The 23144-nt window shown below is 64.5% G+C and carries 12 protein-coding genes; 6 read left to right on the forward strand and 6 right to left on the reverse strand.

Annotation, left to right across the window (positions count from 1 at the left end; genetic code table 11):
• Positions 1-95 precede the first annotated feature (95 nt).
• The 3 genes from U1707_RS00455 to U1707_RS00465 form a co-directional block, all read right to left on the reverse strand.
• Entirely contained in the window at positions 96-1790 is a 1695-nt protein-coding gene (locus tag U1707_RS00455) for an FAD-dependent oxidoreductase (RefSeq protein ID WP_332798203.1), read from the reverse strand.
• Positions 1787-2284 (reverse strand): MarR family winged helix-turn-helix transcriptional regulator, encoded by a 498-nt coding sequence (locus U1707_RS00460; protein ID WP_332798204.1) that lies wholly within the window; start codon positions 2282-2284, stop codon positions 1787-1789. Before U1707_RS00460 ends, U1707_RS00455 begins: the two co-directional genes overlap by 4 nt.
• Before the next feature lie 341 nt (positions 2285-2625).
• Positions 2626-4203 (reverse strand): GH39 family glycosyl hydrolase, encoded by a 1578-nt coding sequence (locus tag U1707_RS00465; RefSeq protein WP_332798205.1) that lies wholly within the window; start codon positions 4201-4203, stop codon positions 2626-2628.
• Between the two features lie 474 nt (positions 4204-4677).
• Between U1707_RS00465 and U1707_RS00470 the strand changes: the two genes are divergently transcribed.
• From U1707_RS00470 to U1707_RS00485, 4 genes are read left to right on the forward strand one after another with little or no spacing between them, the layout of a single operon-like run.
• Positions 4678-7779, forward strand: coding sequence for a TonB-dependent receptor (locus tag U1707_RS00470; protein ID WP_332798206.1), 3102 nt, complete (start codon positions 4678-4680; stop codon positions 7777-7779).
• Positions 7780-7833: 54 nt separating this feature from the next.
• Positions 7834-9384, forward strand: coding sequence for a tryptophan halogenase family protein (locus U1707_RS00475; protein ID WP_332798207.1), 1551 nt, complete (start codon positions 7834-7836; stop codon positions 9382-9384).
• Positions 9381-10910: a tryptophan halogenase family protein gene (locus U1707_RS00480; protein ID WP_332798208.1), complete on the forward strand. Its 1530-nt coding sequence runs from the start codon at positions 9381-9383 to the stop codon at positions 10908-10910. Before U1707_RS00475 ends, U1707_RS00480 begins: the two co-directional genes overlap by 4 nt.
• 35 nt (positions 10911-10945) lie before the next feature.
• A complete protein-coding gene (locus tag U1707_RS00485) occupies positions 10946-13150 on the forward strand; it encodes a beta propeller repeat protein (RefSeq protein ID WP_332798209.1) in 2205 nt (734 codons plus the stop codon).
• 67 nt (positions 13151-13217) lie between these two features.
• Here U1707_RS00485 and U1707_RS00490 read toward each other — a convergent pair whose 3' ends face one another.
• From U1707_RS00490 to U1707_RS00500, 3 genes are read right to left on the reverse strand one after another with little or no spacing between them, the layout of a single operon-like run.
• Positions 13218-14849: an alpha-L-fucosidase gene (locus tag U1707_RS00490; RefSeq protein WP_332799006.1), complete on the reverse strand. Its 1632-nt coding sequence runs from the start codon at positions 14847-14849 to the stop codon at positions 13218-13220.
• 2 nt (positions 14850-14851) lie between these two features.
• Positions 14852-15652, reverse strand: coding sequence for an SGNH/GDSL hydrolase family protein (locus U1707_RS00495; RefSeq protein ID WP_332798210.1), 801 nt, complete (start codon positions 15650-15652; stop codon positions 14852-14854).
• Positions 15649-17949, reverse strand: coding sequence for a glycoside hydrolase family 31 protein (locus tag U1707_RS00500; protein ID WP_332799007.1), 2301 nt, complete (start codon positions 17947-17949; stop codon positions 15649-15651). Before U1707_RS00500 ends, U1707_RS00495 begins: the two co-directional genes overlap by 4 nt.
• A gap of 504 nt (positions 17950-18453) precedes the next feature.
• On the opposite strand from U1707_RS00500, the gene galA reads away from it, so the two are divergent.
• Positions 18454-21384 carry a beta-galactosidase GalA gene (gene galA / locus U1707_RS00505; protein WP_332798211.1) on the forward strand — a complete coding sequence of 977 codons (2931 nt, stop codon included), beginning with the start codon at positions 18454-18456 and terminating at the stop codon, positions 21382-21384.
• Between the two features lie 112 nt (positions 21385-21496).
• Positions 21497-23131: a DUF5597 domain-containing protein gene (locus U1707_RS00510; RefSeq protein WP_332799008.1), complete on the forward strand. Its 1635-nt coding sequence runs from the start codon at positions 21497-21499 to the stop codon at positions 23129-23131.
• The last annotated feature ends 13 nt before the right edge of the window (positions 23132-23144 follow it).

The raw sequence follows: 23144 nt of genomic DNA on the forward strand, positions 1-23144 counted from the left end.
TCCGCGCGTCAGTCGCGTAGCGATCACCGCGGCTGCTGCGATCGGAGCCGCGGCAGGCGTCATCGACAAGGCATCGTGGCTGACCTGCCAGCCGGTCACGCGCCGTGAAGGTCGAAAACCTTGTGACAGTAGGCGCGGAGTAGATCGGGCTGGTCCGCGCGGCCGCGGAAGGCGATGTGACCGTCCGGTCGGACCAGGATCAACGCGGCGGTGTCGCCGATTCCATAGGCGGCGTGCGCCTCGCCATCCAGGTCGGACAACGTCGTTGCGTCGTCCGCGTCCGCCACTGCCGCCGCCAGCACGAGCCTGGGTCGCACGCAGTTCCACCCCTCGACTGCGTCAAAGGCCTGACGCAGCCTGGGCAGGGCTTCCTTCCGGCGGCCATCGAAGGCGAGCAGCGACCAGCCCCAACTCTGTCCATCGGGATTGTAGAGGTGCGTAAACACTGTCGTCGAAGTGCCGTCCGCGTCGATCACGTCGGCGTCGGGCGCCCGCTCACCCGCCTTCGGCGCATGGCGATGCAGCAGGTCGCGCAAGCCGCCGAGACGGTCGTCGTTGAGTGGGCTGTCGCGATAGCAAACCGACAACTGCTGCAGATCGGCGCTACCCTGGATCAGTGTGCCGATGTTGGGCAACAGGCGGGCGGCGACGTCCATGCCCAGGTCCTTGATCGAGCCGCGGTACACGCTGTTTTGGAAACCGCGAACCTGCTGAGCGTCGAGGCGGCGATGCTCCCCGCCGCGCTCGACATCATAGGAGTCGAGCACGATCGGGGCTGCCTGCCCCGCCAAAGTCATGGCGAGCCGCCATGCGAGACCGACCGCATCGTGGAAGCCGGCGTTCATGCCCTGTCCGCCCGCTGGCAGCGACAGGTGCCCGGCATCGCCGACGAGGAAAACCCGGTCCACGGCGTAGTGCTTCGCCGCGCCGTGCTGAAAGCGGCTATGCGTTAGCCACACGGGGTCGGTCAGCGTCAGCGTCTCGTCCTCCGTAACCTCACGCGCGATCGCCTGCATTTCTTCCAGCGTCGGGTCGCGGTCGGGAATGCCGGTGTCGTCGGCCAGGAAGAACAGCCGGTGATAGCCGCCCCACACCGGGAGGACGCCGCAAAAGCCGCGTGGATAATAAAAGAACCAGAGGTGGTCGAAATCCGTCGAGCGCCTCCAGCTCAACTTCGCATCGACCTGCCGGTTCATGCAGTTGGGCAATTTCTCCGGTTGAAAGTCGAGACCGAGTTCGTGGCGTACGAAGCTCTTGGCCCCGTCGGCGCCGACCAGATAACGGCAGCGCAGCGTATCCGGCGGCCCGACGATCTCATCCTCGTCCTCCTCGCTGACAGAGGCAAGAGTGATGGTCACGCCGCTCGCATCCTGCACGAACCCGGTCAGTTTGCGCCCGCGCTCAATCCTGCCACCCTTTGCCAGCGCCTGTTCGGCCAGCGTCGTCTCGATAACGTCCTGCCCACTATACAATACCGGACCATAGGGGCTCGGCACGTCGGCGATCTCGACCGGGTCGACCGTCCTGCCGTTCAGCAGCGTGTTGACCTGATGGATTTGGTACGACTTCTCGGCGATCGCATCGCGGATGCCGATGCTGGCGAGCAGTTCCTGCGGGCGCGCCCATAGGTTGTTGGCGCGCGAATAGGGCTTCGGTTCGCGCCGCTGTTCGATCAGCAGGCAGTCGACGCCGTGATGCGCCAGCGCGCAGGCGGTCGTCAGCCCGATAGGGCCACCGCCTACGATGATGACGTCCGCGTCGAACGCACCTGTATTGATTTGCGTGGTCATCTCGCGTCCTTCCGGGTCGATGTGTTGACGGGTTCGGCGCCCGGCTTCAGGGTTTCGATCATCACGTCATTCATTTCGCGGAGCACCGCGATGGCGGTGGCGAGGCGGTCGGCGCCGATCCGATCGAGGATCGCCCGATCGAGCGGCGCCACGGCCGCCTCCGCGTCGCCCAGCGCGGCACGGCCCACATCGGTCAGGACGATCAGCTTGGCGCGCTGGTGATGTGGATTGGGTTGCTGGCTGACGAGGCCGCGCTCGATAAGCAGGTCGACCACGCGCTGTACCGCCTGCCGCGTCAGGCCCATGTTGCGGGCAATATGGGCCACGGGAAGCGGCGTGGGCGAGTAACCCAAGGCGCCCAGGACCTGCCACCACGCCGTCGTCAGTCCGACCGGGCGGACCAGTTGGTTCCCCGTGTCCACGAGGTAGCCGTTCGTCTCGAACACGCTCAAGGCGAGGTCTCGAACAGTAGCGGACGTCTCTTGTTGATCCATGACCTAGCATCCTGTCAAACTGACAATGTGCTGTCATAATACTGGTGCCGGCAGATGGTTCCGTGAACTCTCCGTTGTCGCTGCGTCCTTCCCGCTTGCAGCCGTATACGAGGACGCGGACCGTCGAGCCGGTGATGGTTGTGGCGATGGCAAGGGCCGCGGCCACGATGCTCGGCTAATCGTTCAGGTGTAGCCTGCTTGGCAGGCCACCAATCCACAGCCTGCTTGCAGAGCTTGGATCGACGTGTGCATGCGACATCAACGGATCCCGATCCTAACGATCGTATAAATTTCGAAGTTCTGCAGATCGCCTTAGCGCTGCACGATTTTTCAGATCATGATTACTCGTGGCGTAGTTCCACCATCACCACGTCTTGCTCGCGCATCGGGAGCGTCAGGCGATAGGGTTTTCCGGCTTGTACATGGACGGTGCTGACCAATGGCGTGTCGGCTGTAACATCCTGTAGTTCTTGTAGTTGCGTACCGGTCAATTTGGCGGGGCGACCCATTTTCAAATAGGTCGAGTATGCGTCGTTCTGCTGAAATCCGGTGCGTCGTGTTCGTAGCTGATATGATCCGGGCTTCAAGCCCGTCAGCTCGAGCGTGAGCGGTGTGCTCGGGGCTGGCTCACGCAGCTTGGTGAAGAACGGCCGGTTGCTGACGGGCTGCTTCGGCAGTACCGCCGTCCAGGCCAACACTTGTACCGTTCCGTCTTTCAGTGTTGCGATGCTCTGATCGTCTCGTGTGGGCAACTCACGATCACCGAGATCGGCAAGGTACTTATAGGCGAACCACGATGCCTTGCGTACGCCTTGTGGCGTCATCAGCCCGAACCCTCCCTCGAACGGGCGGGTCTGCGGTCCCGGCTCCTCGAACAGGTCGCTATATGTCCAGTAGCTCATGCCCTGCGCCAGTCCCTCGGTACGACGCAGCTTGGACAAGATGTACGCGGCACTGAGATAGTCGTCGTGAATAGGGTCGCGTGGATTGTAGCTGGTACTCCATTCGGTGAAAAAGAGGGGAAGACTGGAGCGCCCGGCGGCGTCCATCTCCTTGCGAACCTTGCGCACGTCCTGAACGACGGCATCGGGATTGCGCGAGAGCTTGTTATCGCCCTCGCCCTTTTCGTCTAAAAAGCCGCCTTCCACGCCGTAGGTGTGCGTGGTGACGAAATCGACGGGGACGCCATTTGTATTAGCATTTGCGAGAAATTCGGGAATCCATGCCGCGCCGGCAGTCGAGGGGCCGCCGATGCGCAAGAGTGGATCGACCGCTTTAACGGCGCGCGCGGTGCGTGCATAATAGTCGAAATACGCTTTCTGGTCCGCCTTTTCCCAGAATCCGTCCAGGTTCGGCTCGTTCCAGAACTCGAAATACCAGCTGCGCACTTCCTTTTTGCCGTATCGCGACACGGCATGGCGAACGAACGCGTCGACCAGTGCCGTCCACTTGGCAGGCTGAGGGTGGGAGGTATTACCCTTCCAGTAAAAGATCGTCTGATTAGACTGTTTCATGGCATCAGGCGTAAAACCGAGTTCGACGAACGGCTTCAGGCCCATTCCCAGCAACTGGTCGTAGAGACGATCGACACGTCGCCAATCATGGACGGCTTTGCCGTTTACCTCACGGTACACCCCGAGCTGATCGGCGAAGATATTGTGAAAGCGGATGTATCGGAAGCGCAGTTCTTTTTGGACGGTGTGCAGTTGCGCGATACTGTCGTCACGGATGAGCGTGCCTGGATAGTCCGCGCCGATCGACATCTGTGCCATCCGATTGCGCGACCTTGTTTCGCCGTGCACGTCCACCACGATCCGACGAGTTGCAACATCTCGCGCGGTTGCACCGCTCGGAACGATGGTTTCCAGCATTAGGCCGGATGCGAGGGCTATTGCCCGACCCGCGTGGCGAAAATCCATCCTGCGTTCCCCTGCCCAAAGCCCGTGGGTACGATGGTAGCCCTATCGGTACAACCGAACTCGCGTCGCCGTCCGCAGCGGTCGGAATGCTGGGTGTAGCGCGGCGGCAAACGGTCATCGCCAGGAAGCATTGCAGATGGACTGCGCCCGATCCAGCAAGACGTAGGACAGCAATGCTTGCTTAACCTAGAACGATCGAGGCGGGAATTGCGGCCGTAATGGCAGCGGTCCGCGCTATAGCAACAATCCGTTTTCGGGACATCGGTGGAGCGGGCAGACCCGACAGTGACTCGTCTTGGTGACTGTTTGACGAACGCCAGTCGTGGCGATTGTTCGATACCAGTCAAAAATAACAAAAATTTCAATTGTCCTATAATAGTTGTGGGGCTAACGCGGCGGACAGCATCAAGGTCATAAGATGTGTGTTGGAGGATGTGACGTGCCCGGGGCCGTCGCAGAATGGGGGAGGAATATATGAACGTGTCTATTATCGAGTCCGGTCGACGTCGGAATGGCGCGGTTGCGATGCGTGCCGGCGTATCCCTGGCGGCTTTGCTCGCGTCCAGCGGCACAGCCTGGGCGCAGGCCGAGACACAGCCCATATCCCCCAACACGACCCAGGCCGCAGCGCCGGGGCAGGGCGTTGGCGATCCAGCCGCCGACCAAAGTGGTGGCGACATCGTCGTCACCGGTCGCCGCGCCGCGCTGGAAGCTGCCGATGAGCGAAAGCGCCGTAGCGAGACGATCGTCGACTCGGTTGTCGCCGACGATGCGGGCAAGCTGCCCGACAACTCGATCACCGAAGTTCTGCAGCGTGTGTCGGGCGTGTCGATCGTCCGCTTCGCTGCGCTGGGCGATCCCGATCATTATTCCGTCCAGGGTTCCGGCGTGCAGGTGCGCGGACTGACCGGCGTGGCATCGCGGCTCAACGGTCGCGAGATCTTTAGCGCGAACAACGGTCGCGCGATCCTGTGGAGCGACGTGACGCCGGAACTGATGTCCGCGGTCGACGTGTACAAGGCGTCGACAGCGGACTTGATCGAAGGCGGCACCGGCGGCCAGATCGATCTGCGGACCAAGCTGCCGTTCGACTTCAACGGCAAGTTCCACGTCGCGGGCACGGGTGAACTTGCGCTCGGCGACATGGCGAACAAGGCCGATCCGTCGGGCTCCGTGCTGGTCACCGACTCCTTCGATACGCCGATCGGTCGGATTGGGCTGCTCGGTGACGTTGCATTCAGCCAGTTCAGCTCGCTGTCGCAGTTCATCCGCGTCAGCCCGTTTTTCAAGACGACGCTCAGCGATGGCAGCAGCAAGTACGTCCCCAGCGGCTTCGCGTATGGTGACGAGGCGTTCCAGTACAAGCGGTACGGTATCTACGGTGCAGCACAGTGGCAGCCGGCGGACTCGCTGACTTTCACCGGCAGCTTCTTCCAGTCGCGCTACAAGAGCCAGTCGAGCGATTACGGTACCCAGCTCGACTCGCAGACGTTGGCGGTCGATCCGGCGAGCAGCACGTTCGACGACAACGGTTTGCTGACGAGCACGAACGCGCTCTTCAATCGCGATACGAACACGTTCTTGCCCACAGGCGGCGCGGTCAACAGCAGCGGCAACAAGGGGTTCGTACAGAGCAATACGCGAACGCGCGATTACTCGCTGTCGTTCGCCTGGGCACCGGCAAACAGCCACCTGTCGCTGAAGGGCTCGCTGCAGCGCGTCGACTCTCGCCAGATCTATGACCGCATCGACATCTTCCGCGATATCGGTTTCGGCCAGAGCTTCGGCATGGACTTGACGGGTGATCTGCCGAATATCAGCGTCAATCCGGCGACCCAGGCATCGTTCGCCAATCCGGCGAACTATCTCTGGACGGCGTCTATGCCGCACAACGAGAGGAACAAGGGCCGTCTCGACGCCGGGCAGCTCGATGCCGAATACAAGTTCGACAACAGCTTCTTCCGGTCGGTCAAGGTCGGTGGTCGATACGCCAAGCGGACCGAGCGCGATCTTGCGAACGGCTACAACTGGGCGGCACTCGGCCGCGGCTGGAACGGCGATCCGCAGCTGACCTATGCCAACGCGGCACCGGGCGACGTCGCCAGCCACGCGTTCAAAGATTTCTTCCGCGGCGAAACGACGCTGCCGGGCAACCTGTTGTTCGCGTCGGAGGATTTGGCTTCGCGGTTCAACGTCAACCGCACCGGGCTGGTGACGGCGCCGCCTGCCGGCTTCTGCACTGGCCGTGAGTTCGACTGTTCGGCTTCGGGTCCTTTGCCGACAACCGGTTATGGCGGTCAGTTCAATCCGGACGGTACGCTGGCGATCCGCCAGCCGGGCTTCATCCTGCCGGGCGATCAGGTCGACAACCGCACCGAGAATATCGCGGGCTATGCGTTGTTGCGTTTCGGACCCCAGGAGGATGCGCGTGGCATATCCGGCAACGTCGGCGTGCGCGTCGTGCACATCGCGAATGAAGGCAGCGGCTTCATCCAGCAGAACGGTGGCACCGTCTTCATTCGCAGCAACGGCGTTCAGCAGACGCTTGCGAACACTTTCCTCGCACGCGGCGGGAAGGCCAAGTTCACCCGAGTCCTGCCGTCGATCAACTTAGAATATGCGCCGACGGACAAGATCAAGGTGCGTGGTGGCTACAACATCACGATGGATCTGCCGACGTTCAACGCGCTGCGGGCCTCGGGTTCGATTGGCGTGGCGACGACACCCAGTCAGACTCCGGGCGGGATCGGGACGTTCAACAACTTCACCGCGGACACCGGCAATCCGTTACTGAAGCCGACGCTGTCGAACAATTTTGATATTTCGCTCGAATATTACGGGCGGGCGGGTACGTCGTTCCACGTCGCGCCGTTCTACAAGCGGCTGACGAACCTGCCGATCTATTCGCTGACCAACCGGCAGGTCACCGTTCAGTATACCGACGGGACGACGGAGAGCGTCTCGGCGTCGGCCACCGATTACAGCAACGCCACCAAGGCCGCGACGGTCAAGGGCGTGGAGGTCGGGGGGCGCTTCTTCTTCGACATGCTGCCGGGCGCACTTGCCGGGATCGGCTTCGAGGGCAACTATACCTTTATCAAGAGCAGCAATCCGGGCGATGTCTACCGCGACATCACCGGGACGGTCAGGAACGACGCGCCGCTCACGGGGCTGTCGAAGCACAATCTGAATGCGACGCTGCTCTACGAGCGTAACCCGATCTCGCTGCGGATCGCTTACTCCTGGCGCTCGCAATATCTGCTGTCGACGAACAGCAACGGCACGAACGGCACATACACCTATTACAGTGCGCCGGGCGTCGTCAGCAATCAGGACGGCGGTCTCGATGCCACCACCCAGATCGCGCTGCCGATCTATGGCGGGAACTACGGGTCGGTCGATGCCGGCGTCCGCTTCAAGGTAAACGACTATCTGTCGTTCGGCGTCCAGGGGACCAACCTGACCGCGTCGACGCAGCGTACGCTGATGGGCGGCTATCCCGGCGGCAAGCTGGTCGGGCGTAGCTGGTTCCAGGCCGATCGCCGGATCAGCACTGGTATCAGCCTCGCCTTCTGACGATGATGCGCCGCTCGTCGACACAGGGTCAGCGAGCGGCATAGCGAGGTTGCCATGACCAAGCGGATCCTGATTGTCGGTGGCGGTACGGCCGGTTGGCTGACCGCGGGCTATCTCGCCAAGCGGCTTGGCGCGGACCTGCCGGACGGCGTCGCGATCACGCTTGTCGAGTCGCGGGACATCGGTATTCTCGGGGTCGGCGAGGGGACGTTCCCCACGATCCGGCGCACGCTGGCGACGATCGGGATCGACGAGGCCGACTTGGTCCGTCGCTGTGGCGCGACGTTCAAGCAGGGCGCCAAGTTCGTCCACTGGCGCCACGTGCCGGGGGAGGGGGCGACCGATCATTATTCGCACCCCTTCCAGGTCGCGGATGCGAGCGACGGCCTGGAGCTGCTGCCCTATTGGCTGTTGGGGCATGGCGGCACGGAGAATTGGGACGAGGTTTCCAACCCGCAGAAGAAGGCCGCAGACCGGCATCGCGCGCCCAAATTGGCGACGAACCCGGACTATGTCGGACCGCTGAACTACGCGTTCCATTTCGATGCGGTGGCCCTTGCCGGGCTGTTGCGCGAGCAGGCGGTCAAGAACGGCGTCCGGCACCTGACCGACACGGTCAACGAAGTGCTGCTCGATGCCGATGGCGCGATCGGTGGCGTGCGCACCGAGCAGAACGGCGTGCTGGATGCCGATCTCTACATCGACTGCACCGGCTTTCGCGCCGAACTGATCGGCAAGGCGATGAAGGTCCCGTATCGATCGTGCCGGGACGTCCTGTTCTGCGATCGCGCGATCGCCGCGCAGCTACCCTATGCCCGGCCCGACGAACCGATCGCCTCCTACACGATCTCGACCGCGCAGAAGAACGGATGGATCTGGGACATCGGGCTCGATCGCCGGCGCGGCATCGGCCATGTCTACTCGTCCGATCACGGCGACGACGAGACGGCGGAACGAGTCCTGCGCGGCTATCTGGGCGCGGCGGGTGAAAAGGCCGACGTGCGCCATTTCAAGTTCGATGCCGGCTACCGCGAGGTCAACTGGTACAAGAACTGCGTCGCGGTCGGGCTGTCGAGCGGGTTCTTCGAGCCGCTCGAGGCGACCGGGATCGCGTTTGCCGAAGTATCCGCCGGTATGATCGCCAACCTGTTCCCATGGGGCGGCGATTACGAGACGTCCGCGCGCCAGTTCAACGCGAACATGCTGCGCCGGTACGAGCGCGCGCTCGACTTCATCAAGTTGCATTATTGTATTTCGGAACGGCGCGACACGGCGTTCTGGCGCGACAACGTGGCCGATGCGTCGGTGCCCGACAGCCTGCTGGAACTGCTCGACCGGTGGCGTTTCCGACCGCCCAATGAGCTCGACATCGACGGCCAGGTCGACATCTTCACCGAGGCAAGCTGGCAGTATGTCCTATACGGCATGGGCTGGAAGACGGATCTGACCGCGAAGGCCGGCGCGCTGCGCTATCACGCGGATGCACGGCGTGCGTTCGCCGAGGTCCAGCGGCAGGCGCAATATGCGATCGCCAACCTGCCGTCGAACCGCGATCTGGTCGACTATGCCCGCACGCGTAACTTCGGCGCGCGTGTGGCGGTATGACTGCCGCCGCCGCACGGGTCACGAAAGTCGTCATCGTCGGCGGCGGCACGGCCGGCTGGATGGCGGCCGCTGCGCTCTCGCGGCTGGTGCCCGGCGGCGTGTCGGTCACGCTGGTCGAGTCCGAGGAGATCGGCACGGTGGGTGTCGGCGAGGCGACTATCCCCTCGCTGCTCGATTACAACCGGATGCTCGGGATCGACGAGGACGCATTCGTCCGCGCGACCGGCGCGACGTTCAAACTGGGCATCGAGTTTCGCGACTGGGCGAAGCTCGGTGACGCCTATATGCACCCGTTCGGTACGCATGGCCGCGATATCGGCGGGGTGTCCTTTCACCAGCTCTGGCTGCGGCAGGCGGCGTTGAATAGCGCGGATATTGGAACGATCGGCGACTATTGCCTGGCTGCGGTGGCGGCACGGCGCGGACGGTTCTCGCGCCCCAGCGCCAACCCCCAATCGGTCCTGTCGACACTCTCCTACGCGTTTCATTTCGACGCTGCACTCTATGCGGGTTTTCTACGCGACTTGGCGGAATCGGACGGCGTGGTTCGCGTCGAAGGCCGGGTCGTCGACGTCGAGCGCAACACGGAAACGGGCTTCATCGATGCGGTGCGTCTTGCAGGCGATCGTCGTATCGACGGCGAGCTGTTTATCGATTGCAGCGGCTTCCGGTCGCTGCTGTCGGGTGAAGCACTCGGTGTTCCCTTCACAAGCTGGAAGCAGTGGCTGCCGTGCGACCGGGCCTGGGCCGTACCCAGCGAGCGAAGCGGCGCACTGACGCCGTACACGCGCGCGACCGCCGACGTTGCCGGATGGCGCTGGCGTATTCCGCTGCAGCACCGGGTCGGGAACGGCCATGTCTATTCCAGCGCACATATCGACGACGCCGCCGCGAGGGAGGCGTTGCTTGCGGGTCTGGACGACAAACCACTCAGCGAGCCGCGCCAGTTGCGCTTCGAAGCGGGGCGGCGCGATCGGCTGTGGGATCGGAACTGCATCGCGATCGGCCTGTCGGGCGGGTTCCTCGAGCCGCTCGAATCGACCAGCATCCACCTGATTCAGTCGGGGATCACGCGGTTGATGGGCCTGTTTCCCGATCGCGGGTTCGATGCGGTCGAGATCGACGAATATAACCGTGGCATGCTGCACGAATACGAGCAGGTTCGCGACTTCATCATCCTGCATTATCACGCGACCATGCGGTCGGATTCGGCGTTCTGGAATCATTGCCGGACGATGGCATTGCCGCCCTCGCTACAGGCCAAGCTGGACCTCTGGTCGGGGAAGGCGCGCGTGTTTCGCGGACAGGATGATCTATTCACGCCCAACAGCTGGATCGCGGTGTTGCTGGGCCAGGGCATCGCGCCCGCGTCGTTCGACCCCCTGGTCGCCGCGCTGCCGGCCGAGGAGTCCGCGCGGTTCCTGGCGCATGTGCGCGATATGGTCGACAAGACCGCCGCGGCGATGCCGACGCACGAGGCGTTTATCGCCCAGCACTGCGCCGCCCAGACGCACCGCGCGGCATGACCCGGGGTCGACGAAACTCCGGCGGACGTCTCGCTTTGGCGAGGCACGTCGGCGCGACGCTGGCGTTGCTGATGGCGTCCGTCGCTGCGCCGGCGGCGACCCGCGCGCCCGATACGGTGGCGTATCGCTGGACCAACGTCAAAGTGGGCGCGGGGGGATATGCGCCCAACATCGTCTTCAGCGTGGTGGAGCGGGGGCTCGCCTATCTACGGACGGATATGGGCGGCGCCTATCGTTGGGACGACAAGGCGGGGCGCTGGATACCGCTGCAGGACGGCAACGCGACCCCGAGCTATATGGGCATCGAGAGTATCGCGCCCGATCCCCGTAACCCCGATGTCGTCTACATGGCGGCGGGCGTCGGTGCGCGTCAGCCTGCGGCGATCCTACGATCGGCGGACCGCGGACGGTCCTGGCGGATCACGCCGGTCCCGTTCGCGATGGGCGGCAACGAGGACGGTCGTGGGTTTGGCGAGCGGCTCGCGGTCGATCCCCACGCGACGCGGCGGCTGTTCTTCGGTTCGCGGCATGACGGTCTGTGGCGCAGCGACGATGCCGGGGCGACCTGGGCGAAGGTCACGAGTTTTCCGGTTGTCGGGCTCGGACGCCCCGGCGCTCGCCAGACCCATGGCGGGATCGCCTTCGTCGCGATCGATCCCACCAGTGGTCGAGCAGGCCGGCCTTCCCAACGGCTTTGGGCGGGCGTCGCCGATCCCGGCGATACGCATCTCTACCGCTCGGACGATGGTGGTGAGACGTGGGTCGCGGCGGCCGGCCCGGCGCTGCTCGCCGCCAGGGGCGTCGTCGATCCGCGGGGAATCTTGTGGGTAGGCTATGCAAGCGGGCTGGGACCGAGCGGCATCAGGACCGGCGCGGTGTGGCGCTACGACCGTGGCGGCGCCGGCCGCGACGTGACCCCAGCTGCGTGGCGCGATACCGGTGCGGAGGGTGCATTCCTGGGCATCGCAGTCTCGCCGATGTCGCCGGGGACCGTCGCGGTCACTACCGTCGACCGTTATCGCCACGGCGATTCGCTTTGGATAAGCCGCGACGACGGTGTCCGCTGGGACGATGTCGGATTGCGCAGTCGGCGCGACGTCTCGGAAACCCCGTTCCTGCTGCACGAAGGCAAGGGTGCCGATTTCGGCCACTGGATTTCCGGTCTCGCGATCGATCCGTTTGACCCGGGCCATGTCGCCTACACGACCGGCGCGACGGTCTATGCGACGCAAGCCTTGGCCCGTTCGGGCGTAGTGAACTGGGCTCCCTGGACCAAAGGCATCGAGCAGACGGCGATCATTACGCTGGCATCGCCGACCGGCGGCGCGCCCCTGATTTCCGGGTTCGGCGACCTTGCTGGGTTCGTGCACGACGATCTCGACCGTTCGCCACGCCCGACCTTCATCAATCCGTATATGTCGAACACGAACAGCATCGATTATGCCGGGCTGGCACCGAACGTGATCGTGCGCAGCGGCAGCCTGTATGCGGACCGGCCTCGCCAGGCTTCGATAGGCCGTTCCGATGACGGCGGCCGCACCTGGACCAAGATTGCGCTGCCACCCATGGGCGATCCGGCGAAGCGCGAGGACCTGAACGGTGATTGGCCGATCACCGTCTCGGCCGATGGCGCGACGATGGTCGTCGCAACCCCGGTCCCGTACGTCTCGCGCGATCGCGGACGAAGCTGGTCGGTCGTGCGCGGCCTGCCGGGCAAGACCCGCGCCGTGGCCGACAAGCGCGATCCGCGCGTCTTCTACGCCGTCGATGTCGAGAATGGCCGGATATTGGTATCCCGCGACACCGCGATCAGCTTTGCCCCCGTTGCGGGCCGGGGCCTGCCGGCTGATCTCGCTCCCGCCGGCCGGCAGGGTCGGGAAGCCCAAAGCGCGCTCCTTGCAGATCCCGATCGCACGGGAAATTTGTGGCTGCAGGCGGGAACACGACTGTTTCGCAGCGGCGATGGCGGCATGACCTTCGCACCGGCCAGCAGCGATCTGAGCGTCGAACTCTTCGGTCTCGGACGCAACGCCGTGTTTGCCGTCGGCTCGCTGGGCGGCACCCGCGGGGTGTGGCGCTCGGTGGACAAGGGACGGAGGTGGGCGCGTATCGACGACGACGCGCATCGCTGGGGCGGGCGGTACCGCGTCGTCACCGGCGACCCCCGGCGCGAAGGTCGGGTCTATATCGGCACGGACGGGCGCGGCGTGTTCTACGGCGATCCGGTGGCCGCGCGATAAGCTGGCAGTTACAAACGCCCGTCATGTGCCGCGAGGAGCGGCTCGAACGGGCGGATCGTCGCAATTGCTAGACCAGGCCGCGGCCTTCGAGCTTCAGCACGGGGACGAAACCCTCGCCGGGGTTGGCGGGCATCGTCAGGTGTAGGCCGCGTGCGTCACGGCGGTGCGCCACGCTGCCGCCGCCGAGCAGGGTCATGCGCTCGATCACGCCGTCGGCGAAGCGGTTGCGTCCCAGTGCCTCGATCGTGACGTCGCCCTGCGGCCAGCCGAGGAACAGTGCGTAGAGCGCGCCCTTGTTGGTGGTGAAACGCACGTCGCGCGGTGTGAAGAGGCCCGAGGACTGCTCGTTCTGCATGCCCGCCTGCAGCTTCGTCGGACCCTCGCCGTAGATCCGCCACGGCCGTGAGCCGAAGATCGCCTCGTCGTTGATGGCAATCCAGCGGCTCATGCCGTCGAGGATTTTCTCCTCCTCGCCGTCGATCGAGCCGTCGCCGGGCTGCGGTATCGAGAGCAGCAGATTGCCGTTCTTCGACACGACGTCGGCTAGCCGCTGGATCACCTGTTCGGCTGTCTTGTAGCTTTTGTCGTTGAGCCGCGCGACGTTGTAGAACCAGTCGCCGATGCAGGTATCTGTCTGCCACGGCTCGTCCCACAGATGGTCGGTGAAGCCGCGTTCGACGTCCTGCACTAGCCCGAACCGGGCATAGGGCTTCAACTGCTTGGCGGTCAGCACGACGTCGATCTTGCCGTGCCATTCGATCGAGCGATTATAGTAATCCGCCGCCGCCTGGAGCCCGATCGGCCCGAACGGCAGTTCGTAATCGTCGAAATAGCAGAAGTCGGGCTTGTACTTGTCGATCAGGTCGGTCTGGCGCAGCAGCCATTTCGCGGCATAGCCTGGATCGTTCGGCGGCGGGGTCTCGATCCACTGGCCGTCGTTCGCGTCGTGCCATGCGTTCATCGCCGCGATCGTATCGATGCCGTTCGGCAGCACCGCGTGCGCGCCGGTGTAGAGCTGTTGTGGGTCGAGACCGTCCCACCATGTGCCGTGGCCATCGGCGGTGCGCAGCGTGAACGCGTCGTATCGCTGGCCCTTCAGCGGCCCGGTCGGATCATAGCCGTAGGCTGTCTGATACCAATGCCAGCTATGCGCGGCGTGGTTCGAGACGCCGAACTTCAGCCCCGCTTTCCGTGCCGCTTTTTCCCAGGTGCCGACGACATCGCGCTTCGGCCCGACACGGAGCGAGTTCCACGCGTGATAGCGGCTGTCGTAGCAGTCGAGATTGTCGTGATGATTGGCGAGCGAGACGAGATATTTCGCCCCTGCCTTGGCATAGCGGGCGATCAGCGCATCGGGATCCCAGCGCTCCGCGGTCCAGCGGTTCATCACCTCCATCATCCCCGACTTGGTCGGATGGCCGTAGGTCTTGAGGTGATGTTCGTACGCCGGGTGACCCTGCATATACATGAAGCGGCCGTACCAGTCGCCTTGCTCGGGCACCGACTGCGGGCCCCAATGCGACCACAGGCCGAGCTTGGCGTCGCGGAACCACTCGGGGTAGCGATAGTGGTCGACCAGCGATTGCCAGGTCGGCTGTACCGGGCCGCGGGCCAGCCCCATCGGGCTTTGCGCGAGCGCGTGCGTAGCGGGGCCGAGTGCGGCGATCCCGGCGAGAACCGAACGGCGGCTGAGATCGATACTCACTTGGCGGCGACGGTGCGGCGGATCGCTGCGAGGGCGAGCGGGCGCATCACTGCATAGCCGGCGGGGGTCGGGTGGACGCCGTCGCTGGCCAGCCCCCGCTTCATTGCGCCTTCGGGGGTGGCGAGCGCGGTGTAGTAATCGACATAGATGAAGCCGTTCTTCGCGGCATAGGCCTTCAACCAGCTATTCAGCGCGCGGATCTGCGGCACCGGCTGCTTGTCCTTGCTCCACGGGAAGGCGGCGGCGGGCGGGGTCGAGGCAATAATGACCTTGATGCCGTTCGCGCGTGCCAGATCGGCCATGCTGGCGATGTTGCCCTGGACAATTTCCATCGTCGAGGCACCGGTGTTGCCGGCGATGTCGTTGGTGCCCGCCATGATGTGGACCGCGCGGGGCTTGAGCGCGATCACGTCCTCGCGGAAGCGCACGAGCATTTGTGGCGTGGTCTGTCCGCCGATGCCGCGATCGACCAGACCGCCGGTGAACAGCGTGCCGTCCGCGCCGATCCAGTTGTCCGTGATCGAGTCGCCCATGAAGACGACGCGGACCGAGGTGCGGGACGCCTTCAGCTGTTCGTTCTGCGCGCGATAGCGGCAGAGCTGGCCGAAATCGCGCGTGAGCATGTGCAACTTCCACGCCTCCCACCCGGCGCCGTCGGTCGGCGACGGATGTGCGGGGCAGGGGTCCGCGACGATCCCGACCGGATCGCCAGCATAGGGATCGCCCGGAACGTTGGTCTGTGCGACTGCCGGTAACGCGACTAGCGTCAGTGCCGCGATGGCGGTCCCGCGCATCACTTAGCCGAGACGATCTGGACCAGCGACGCGGTATCCTGCCCGGTCGGCAGCTTGCCCGATGCGGTGAGCCTGCGGGTCTTGTCGTCCCAGCGCAGGACTGCCTTACGCCCGCCCTTGGTCCGATAGTCGTTGGTCACGCCGTCGTCGTCGTACAGCGCGAAGCTTGAGTCCGCGCCGGGATAGACGCGGATGCTCTGGAGCGCCTGCGCGGTCGCCGTGCTCGGCACCTGGACGCCCATCGGGATGATCGACCCGGCGCGCACGAACAACGGAATCTTGTCGATCGGCGCATTTGCCGTGACCGTCTGGCCGCCGGTGAACCGCTGGTTGGTCCAGTAGTCATACCATTCGGCACCGGCCGGCAGATAGACCTGGCGGCTGGTCTTGCCCTGTTCGGTGACGGGCGCGACCAGGAAGGCGGGGCCGAACATGTACTCGTCGCCCATGTCGGCGACGTTGGGATCGTTCGGGAAATCCATGAAGAGCGCGCGCATCATCGGCGCATTGCTCTCGTATGTGTGGCGACCGAGCGAGTAGATGTACGGCATCAGCGAATAGCGCAGCTTCAGAAAGTTCGCGAGGACCGGCTCGGCTGCCTTGCCATATTCCCAGATCGCGGTGGCCGGCCGCTGGCCGTGGATCCGCAAGGTCGGCGTGAACACGCTGTACCCGAACCAGCGCGTGAACAGCTCTGGATAATCCGTGTAATCGGGCGCCATCGCTGTCGCGCCCGCGGGATCGAGCAGGACCGGACGTGTCGCCTTTGGTCCGTTCGGCCATTGCCAGCCGCCGATGTCGCTACCCCAATAGGCCATGCCGCTCGCGGTGAAGCCGAGCCCGGCCGGCACCTGCCGGTGCAGCGCCTCCCAAGTCGACTTGATGTCCGACGACCAGAACAGCCCGCCGTTGCGCTGTGCGCCGAGATAGGCGGCGCGCGACAGGATCAGGTTGCGCATGGTGGGACGATCCTTCGCCGATCCGTCCGCCACGCTCATCGTATGGAGCAGCGGGAAGACGTTGTGATAGCGGTCGCCCGAGCCGATCGAATAGAAGCTGCCGTCTGGCACCAGATCGGGCTCGGTCTCGTCGAGCCAGAACCAGTCAAAGCCCTGACTGGCGATGTTGTCGCGGATCCGCTCCCAGAACCAGTGGCGCGCATCGGGGTTGGTGCTGTCGAGCAACGCGCCCGCACGGTCGGAGCGGATCGGCAGGCCGTCGACGACGTTGCCGTCCTTGTCCTTGAGCAACCAGCCCTTGGTCGACAGCAGGTCGAAATACCGCGATTCCTTCTCGAAGCGCGGCCAGACGCTGATGATCGAATGCATCCCCATCGATTTCAGCTTGTCGTTCATGCCCTTGGGATCGGGGAAATACTTCCGGTCGATGTCGAGCTGGCCCATGCGCGACCAGTAGAACCAGTCGAGCACCATGATATCGAGCGGCAGGCCGCGGCTGCGATACCCCTCGGCGATACCGAGCAGTTCCTTCTCGGTCTCGTAGCGCGCCTTGCTCTGGATTAGGCCGAACGCGGCCTTGGGCGGCAGCGGGGTGGTGCCGGTCAGCGTGGCGTAGCCGGCATAGATCTCGTCGGTGGTGGCGCCGGTGATGACGAAGAACGAGACGCGCTCGCCGACGTCCGACTGCCAATGCGTCGCACTGTGCAGGCCGGGGGAGACGATTGTCGAGGACGGGTTGTCCCATACGATGCCGTACCCCTTGTTGGTGACCATGAACGGCACGCAGACCGTTTCGCCCGCCGGCGCGTCGTAGTTGTGGCGGCAGTCGATCGTGCGGCCGCGCAGATCGAGCTTGCCCTCCTGGTTCTGGCCGAGCCCGTAATAATGCTCGTCGGCGGGCGAGGCGAAGCTGGCGCCGACGCGGAACGTCTTCTCGCCGTTGACGGTGTGCGGCGCCATCTCCCAGCCGGTCATCTGCGTCAGCATCGTGCCGTCCGCCTTACGGATGGTCACCGACACGGGCGGCAGCGACGGCGCGAAATAGCGCTCCATCTGCGTCGGCGCCTTGGGCCAGGGCTTCGCGTCGACCGAGACCGACAGCGCGGTTGAAGTGAAGACGTCGGCGCCTGCGTCGTTGCGATGCGTCCAGCCGGCGGCGTCGGGCTTTGCGTTGGGCCCATCGCCGGGGGGCGCGTCAACTTGTCCGCGGTCGGTCGCGATCGTCACGCGGACGATGTTGGGGGCATAGGCTTCGACGGAGACGAGGCTGCCGTTGCGATCGACCGTCGCGATCGGGGCGGCAATCGCGGCCGTGCCCAGCGTCGCGAGCGATACCCCCATGGTCAACCGCGTGAGCAATCGTGAAGACCGGCCCATCCGTCGGTTGATGTAGGACCCGTAAGGCGACTGCGTGAAACCACGCGTTGGGGCAATGTGCATCGAAATCCTCTCCACGGGCTTATGCCCTACAGGTAGCGCTATCTTCGCTGTTCAGCGACTTTATCGTATAATTGCAGATATTGGGCGCAGATCAACTACATTTACTGTTCTCGATCGACGAATCTACCGAGACCATCAGCGACGTTCCTTTTGCCATGGAAACACGGTAAGCTGCACGCGGCGGAGCAGTTTCTGGGCGTCCGGGCTCAGCCAGTTGCGTAGATTACTGTGAATGACGCTCGATAAAACCGACCGCGACTGCCGACTAATCTGATAATATTCGACGGCCGATAGTATCGCGGCTTTCCTCCGGCCTGGTCGGGAGGTAGCGCTATCGCCGCATGAACCTAGCCGGTTGCCGGAAAGGACTTCGCCGCGCCACGAGCGCTTCGGGAGAGGGGAACGATGACGCAGCACCGGCACACGATCCGAATCAGCCGCAGGCTCTTTCTTGCGAATGGCGCAGTGCTGGGGGCGACGCTCGAGCCACTGAAAGCCGCTCGGGCAGCCGTCTTGCCGTCGCCGAAACCCGCCGCGGGGGCGTTGCCGATGCCGATGACCCGCGACGACTTGCCGGCCCGTCCCGTGATCGAGGACCCCGGCCGACTACTGCTCGACAGTGGGTGGCGGTTTCATCTTGGCGACATTCCGATGCCCGAGATCCGTGGGCATGGCTGGTCGTACAACAGCGCGAAGGCCGGGCAGGCGCAGGGTGCGGCGGCGATGCACTATGACGATTCGGACTGGCCCGAGGTCGAATTGCCGCACGACTGGGCGATGGCGATGCCCATCGCGGAAAGCGCCAACGTCTCGCAAGGGTATCGCCATCGCGGGTTCGGCTGGTACCGGCGTGCGCTGCGGCTCGATGCGCAGGATCGCGGGCGGTACCTGGAGATCCAGTTCGGCGGGATCGCGACCAACGCGACGATCTGGTTCAACGGATCGGTCGTCGCGCACAATTGGAGCGGCTACACCTCGGTGTATGTCGATATCACCGACCTCGCGCGGTACGGCAACGATCTGAACACGATTGTCGTGCGCGTCGATGCGCAGGCGATGGAGGGCTGGTGGTACGAGGGCGCGGGACTGTACCGCCATGTCTGGCTGGTGAAGCGGGATGCCACCTATATCGCCACCGACGGTATCCACGCCGATCCGCGACGCGGACCCGGCGGCGCGTGGTCCGTCCCGGTAACCGCGACGCTCGGCAATATCGGCAAGGGATCGGCCGCCGTCACGATCGAGGCGACGCTGATTGATCCCGACGGGCGCGTGATCGCAACGCAAACCGCCGACGGGACGGTGCCGTCGCTCGAGCCGACCGACGTGGCACTCACCATTCCCGTAGCGACTCCCAGGCTGTGGTCGGTCGAGACACCGACGCTCTACACGCTGCGGACCAGGCTGATCCGCGCGGGAAAAACGGTCGACGAACGGACGCTCAGGATCGGCTTTCGCACGCTGCGCTTCGATGCCGCGACCGGGTTTCACCTCAACGACCGACCGCTTAAGATCAAGGGGACGTGCAACCACCAGGATCATGCGGGCGTCGGTGTCGCGGTGCCCGATGCGCTCTGGGAATGGCGGCTCCGGCGCTTGAAGGATCTGGGCTGCAACGCAATCCGGTTCTCGCACAACGCGATCGCGACCGAGGTGCTGGACGCGTGCGACCGCCTGGGTTTCCTGGTGATGAGCGAGAACCGCAACTTCAACACCAGCCCCGATTATATCGCGCAGCTGCAATGGCTGGTGCGGCGCGATCGCAACCGGCCCAGCGTGATCATGTGGTCGGTCTTCAACGAAGAGCCGATGCAGGGGACGCCGGCGGGCTATGAAATGGTTCGGCGCATGTCGCGGACCGTCAAGGCGCTCGACGACAGCCGCCCGGTGACCGCGGCGATGAACAGCGGGATGTTCGCGCCCGTCAACGTCAGCCAGGCGGTCGACCTGGTCGGCTTCAACTACCAGCGTGACCAGTATGACCGGTTCCACGCCGCCAATCCGACGCTGCCGATGATCAGTTCGGAGGACACGTCGAGCTTCATGACGCGCGGCGCGTGGACGACCGACCGGGCTGCGCACATCATGGCATCCTATGACGAGGAACCGGCTGACTGGGGCAGTACCCACCGCGACGGCTGGAAATCGATCGCCGAGCGGCCGTTCGTTGCGGGCACGTTCGTGTGGACCGGGTTCGATTATCACGGCGAACCAGCACCCTTCGAATGGCCGTCGGTGAGCAGCTATTTCGGGATCATGGACCTGTGCGGGTTTCCGAAAATGGCGTTCTATCTCCACCGTGCGCAGTGGATCGACGACGTCCCGCTGCTCGACCTGATGCCGCACTGGAACTGGCCGGGCCGCGAGGGGCAGCCGGTCAAGGTGATGGCGCTGACCAACGTCGATACGGTGCGCCTGATGCTGAACGGCACGGTGATTGGCGAGAAGGCGGTCGATCGCTTCACGATGCCGCAGTGGCAGGTTCCGTATACGCCGGGGAGGCTGGAGGCGATCGGCTATCGCGCGGGGCGTGAGGTCGCACGCAGCGTCGTCGAGACGACCGGCGTGCCCGTCGCGCTTCGGATCACGCCCGATCGCCGTGTGATGGCATCCGACGGCGAGGACGTACAGCCGTTCACGATCGATGCGGTCGATGCGCGCGGTCGCCATGTGCCGACCGCCAATCTCCCAGTCGCCTTTGCGGTGACCGGTGGTACCATCATTGGTCTCGGCAACGGCGACCCGATCAGCCACGAGGCCGAACAGGGTGACAGGCGCGCGCTGTTCAACGGGCTGGCTCAAGTCATCGTTCGTGCCGGTAAAGGCGGAGCCGGGGCGTTGTCGCTCAAGGCGACGTCCGAAGGGCTGCGGAGCGCGACGACGACGGTTCGCCTGCTCACGACCACGCCGCGACCGAGCGTGCCGACGACTGCGGCGACGCTCATGATACAGGACTGGCGGCAATCCCCGGCATCCGCGACCCGGCCGTCGCCCGACATCGTGCTTGCGGACAACGACATGAACAGCTGGCTGTTCGTACGCGCCGGCGAGATCCAGCCGGCCCAGGGCGTGGGGACCTGGAGTGTGCTGCGTGCCAAGGTCACGCCGCATCGACCGGTGCGCGAGCATGGCGGGAAACTGGTCTTCCAGGCAGTCGTCGGTCGTGGAGAAGTCTGGATCGACGGTAAACGCGTCGGGACGAAGGCCGAGTTCGCACCGGCGACGCTCGTCGTCCCGATGCCCGCGGGCGAAGGCGAGCGAGTGATATCGATCCTGCTGGAAAGCGACGCAGGGCGACCGTCCGGTTTGGGAGGCATCGTGTTCGTCGAAGAATGACGCGCTGCGCCCGCGTCCGCCGTCGGTCCGGCGCGCAAGACTATTGGCACCGATGCGGCAGGGGGTTTCGGTCGGCGCTGCTTACACACAGAGGGATTCAATGATGGTTCATATGAAAAAGATGGTTGCGGGTTTGGTCCTCTCCGCGTCGATGATCACGGGCGTCGCGTCCGCGCAGACCGCGACCGAAATTCCGCGCATGGTCACGAAGGCCGGGCGGCATGCGCTGATGGTCGATGGTGCGCCGTTCCTGATGCTCGGCGCGCAGGTCAACAACAGCAGCAACTATGCGTCAGCACTGCCGCAGGTGTGGCCGATGCTCGACCGGATCCATGCGAACACCGTCGAGATCCCGATCGCATGGCAGCAGGTCGAGCCGGTCGAGGGCAAGTTCGACCTGAGCTTTCTCCAGACGCTGCTCGATCAGGCGCGCGCGCATGACAAGCGCGTCGTGCTGCTCTGGTTCGGGACATGGAAGAACACGTCGCCGGGCTATACGCCGGACTGGTTCAAGGCCGACAACCGGCGTTTTCCGCGGATGAAGCTGAAGGACGGCACGGACCATTATGTCCATTCGCCGATGTTCCGCACGACGCTGGAGGCCGACAAGCGCGCGTTCGTCGAGGTGATGAAGTACCTGAAGGCGCATGATCCGCAGAACACGGTGATCATGGTGCAACCGGAGAACGAGGTCGGCAGCTATCGCTCGCCGCGCGACTATGGCGCGCAGGCCAATGCGGTGTTTGCCAAGCCTGTGCCCGCGGAACTGGCGAAGGCGCTCAAGAAGCCGGGCGGAAGTTGGACGCAGATGTTCGGTGCGCAGGCCGACCGCGCGTTCAACACTTGGCACACCGCGCGCTTCGTCGACGAGATCGCCGCCGCGGGGAAGGCGATCAAGCCGTTGCCGATGTACGTCAACGCCTCGCTCGCCGGACCGTCGAACGTGCCCGATCCGACCGGCGTTGCCAGCGGTGGCCCTCAGCAGGACGTGCTGGATATCTGGAAGGCGGCGGCACCGGCGATCGATTTCCAGGCGCCCGACATCTACGACCGCGATGCGGGCCATGTCGCGCTGTACCTCGATGCGTATGCGCGGCCCGACAATGCGTTGATGGTGCCCGAGATCGGCAACGCCAAGGAGTTCGCGCGGTTCTTCTACGCGGCGCTCGGGCGCGGGGCGATCGGCTATGCGCCGTTCGGCATGGATGACACGGGGTATTTCAACTACCCGCTGGGGGCGAAGGCGCTCGACGACGACACGGTCGATGCGATCGGGCTGAAATACGCCGCGTTGTCGACGATGGCGCGCGACTGGGCGAAGATCGCATTCGAGCATCCGACCTGGGGTGTCGCCAAGCCCGACGAAGGCGCGGGGCAGACCGCCCCACAGTCGACGACGATGGGCGACTGGACGATCGCCACGAGCTACGGCGAATGGCAGTTTGGCCAGAAGGACTGGACCTGGATCAAGTCCGAACCTCCCGCATGGGCCAAGGATGCGGTCGGCGGGGTCGCGGTCGCGCATCTGTCGCCGAACGAATTCCTCGTGGTCGGCGATCATGTCCGGCTGAATTTCGGAACGGCGAAGGCCGGCCCGAAGAACGGCTCGGTCTTCCGGGTCGAGGAGGGGCGCGTTGTCGATGGACGCTGGGTGATGAGCCGCGTGTGGAACGGCGACCAGACCGATTACGGGATCAACCTCATCACGCCGGTCATCCTGAAAGTGACCATGGGCAGCTACAAATAACGCGCTAGAAGCT

This window comes from Sphingomonas sandaracina, from assembly GCF_036663695.1.
GTDB lineage: Bacteria > Pseudomonadota > Alphaproteobacteria > Sphingomonadales > Sphingomonadaceae > Sphingomonas.

Bases quoted from the DNA above. Each gene is read 5' to 3' on its own strand.
- U1707_RS00455 (WP_332798203.1), bottom strand. From the start codon at position 1,790: ATGACCACGCAAATCAATACAGGTGCGTTCGACGCGGACGTCATCATC.
- U1707_RS00460 (WP_332798204.1), bottom strand. From the start codon at position 2,284: ATGGATCAACAAGAGACGTCCGCTACTGTTCGAGACCTCGCCTTGAGC.
- U1707_RS00465 (WP_332798205.1), bottom strand. From the start codon at position 4,203: ATGGATTTTCGCCACGCGGGTCGGGCAATAGCCCTCGCATCCGGCCTA.
- U1707_RS00470 (WP_332798206.1), top strand. From the start codon at position 4,678: ATGAACGTGTCTATTATCGAGTCCGGTCGACGTCGGAATGGCGCGGTT.
- U1707_RS00475 (WP_332798207.1), top strand. From the start codon at position 7,834: ATGACCAAGCGGATCCTGATTGTCGGTGGCGGTACGGCCGGTTGGCTG.
- U1707_RS00480 (WP_332798208.1), top strand. From the start codon at position 9,381: ATGACTGCCGCCGCCGCACGGGTCACGAAAGTCGTCATCGTCGGCGGC.
- U1707_RS00500 (WP_332799007.1), bottom strand. From the start codon at position 17,949: ATGGGGGTATCGCTCGCGACGCTGGGCACGGCCGCGATTGCCGCCCCG.
- galA (WP_332798211.1), top strand. From the start codon at position 18,454: ATGACGCAGCACCGGCACACGATCCGAATCAGCCGCAGGCTCTTTCTT.
- U1707_RS00510 (WP_332799008.1), top strand. From the start codon at position 21,497: ATGAAAAAGATGGTTGCGGGTTTGGTCCTCTCCGCGTCGATGATCACG.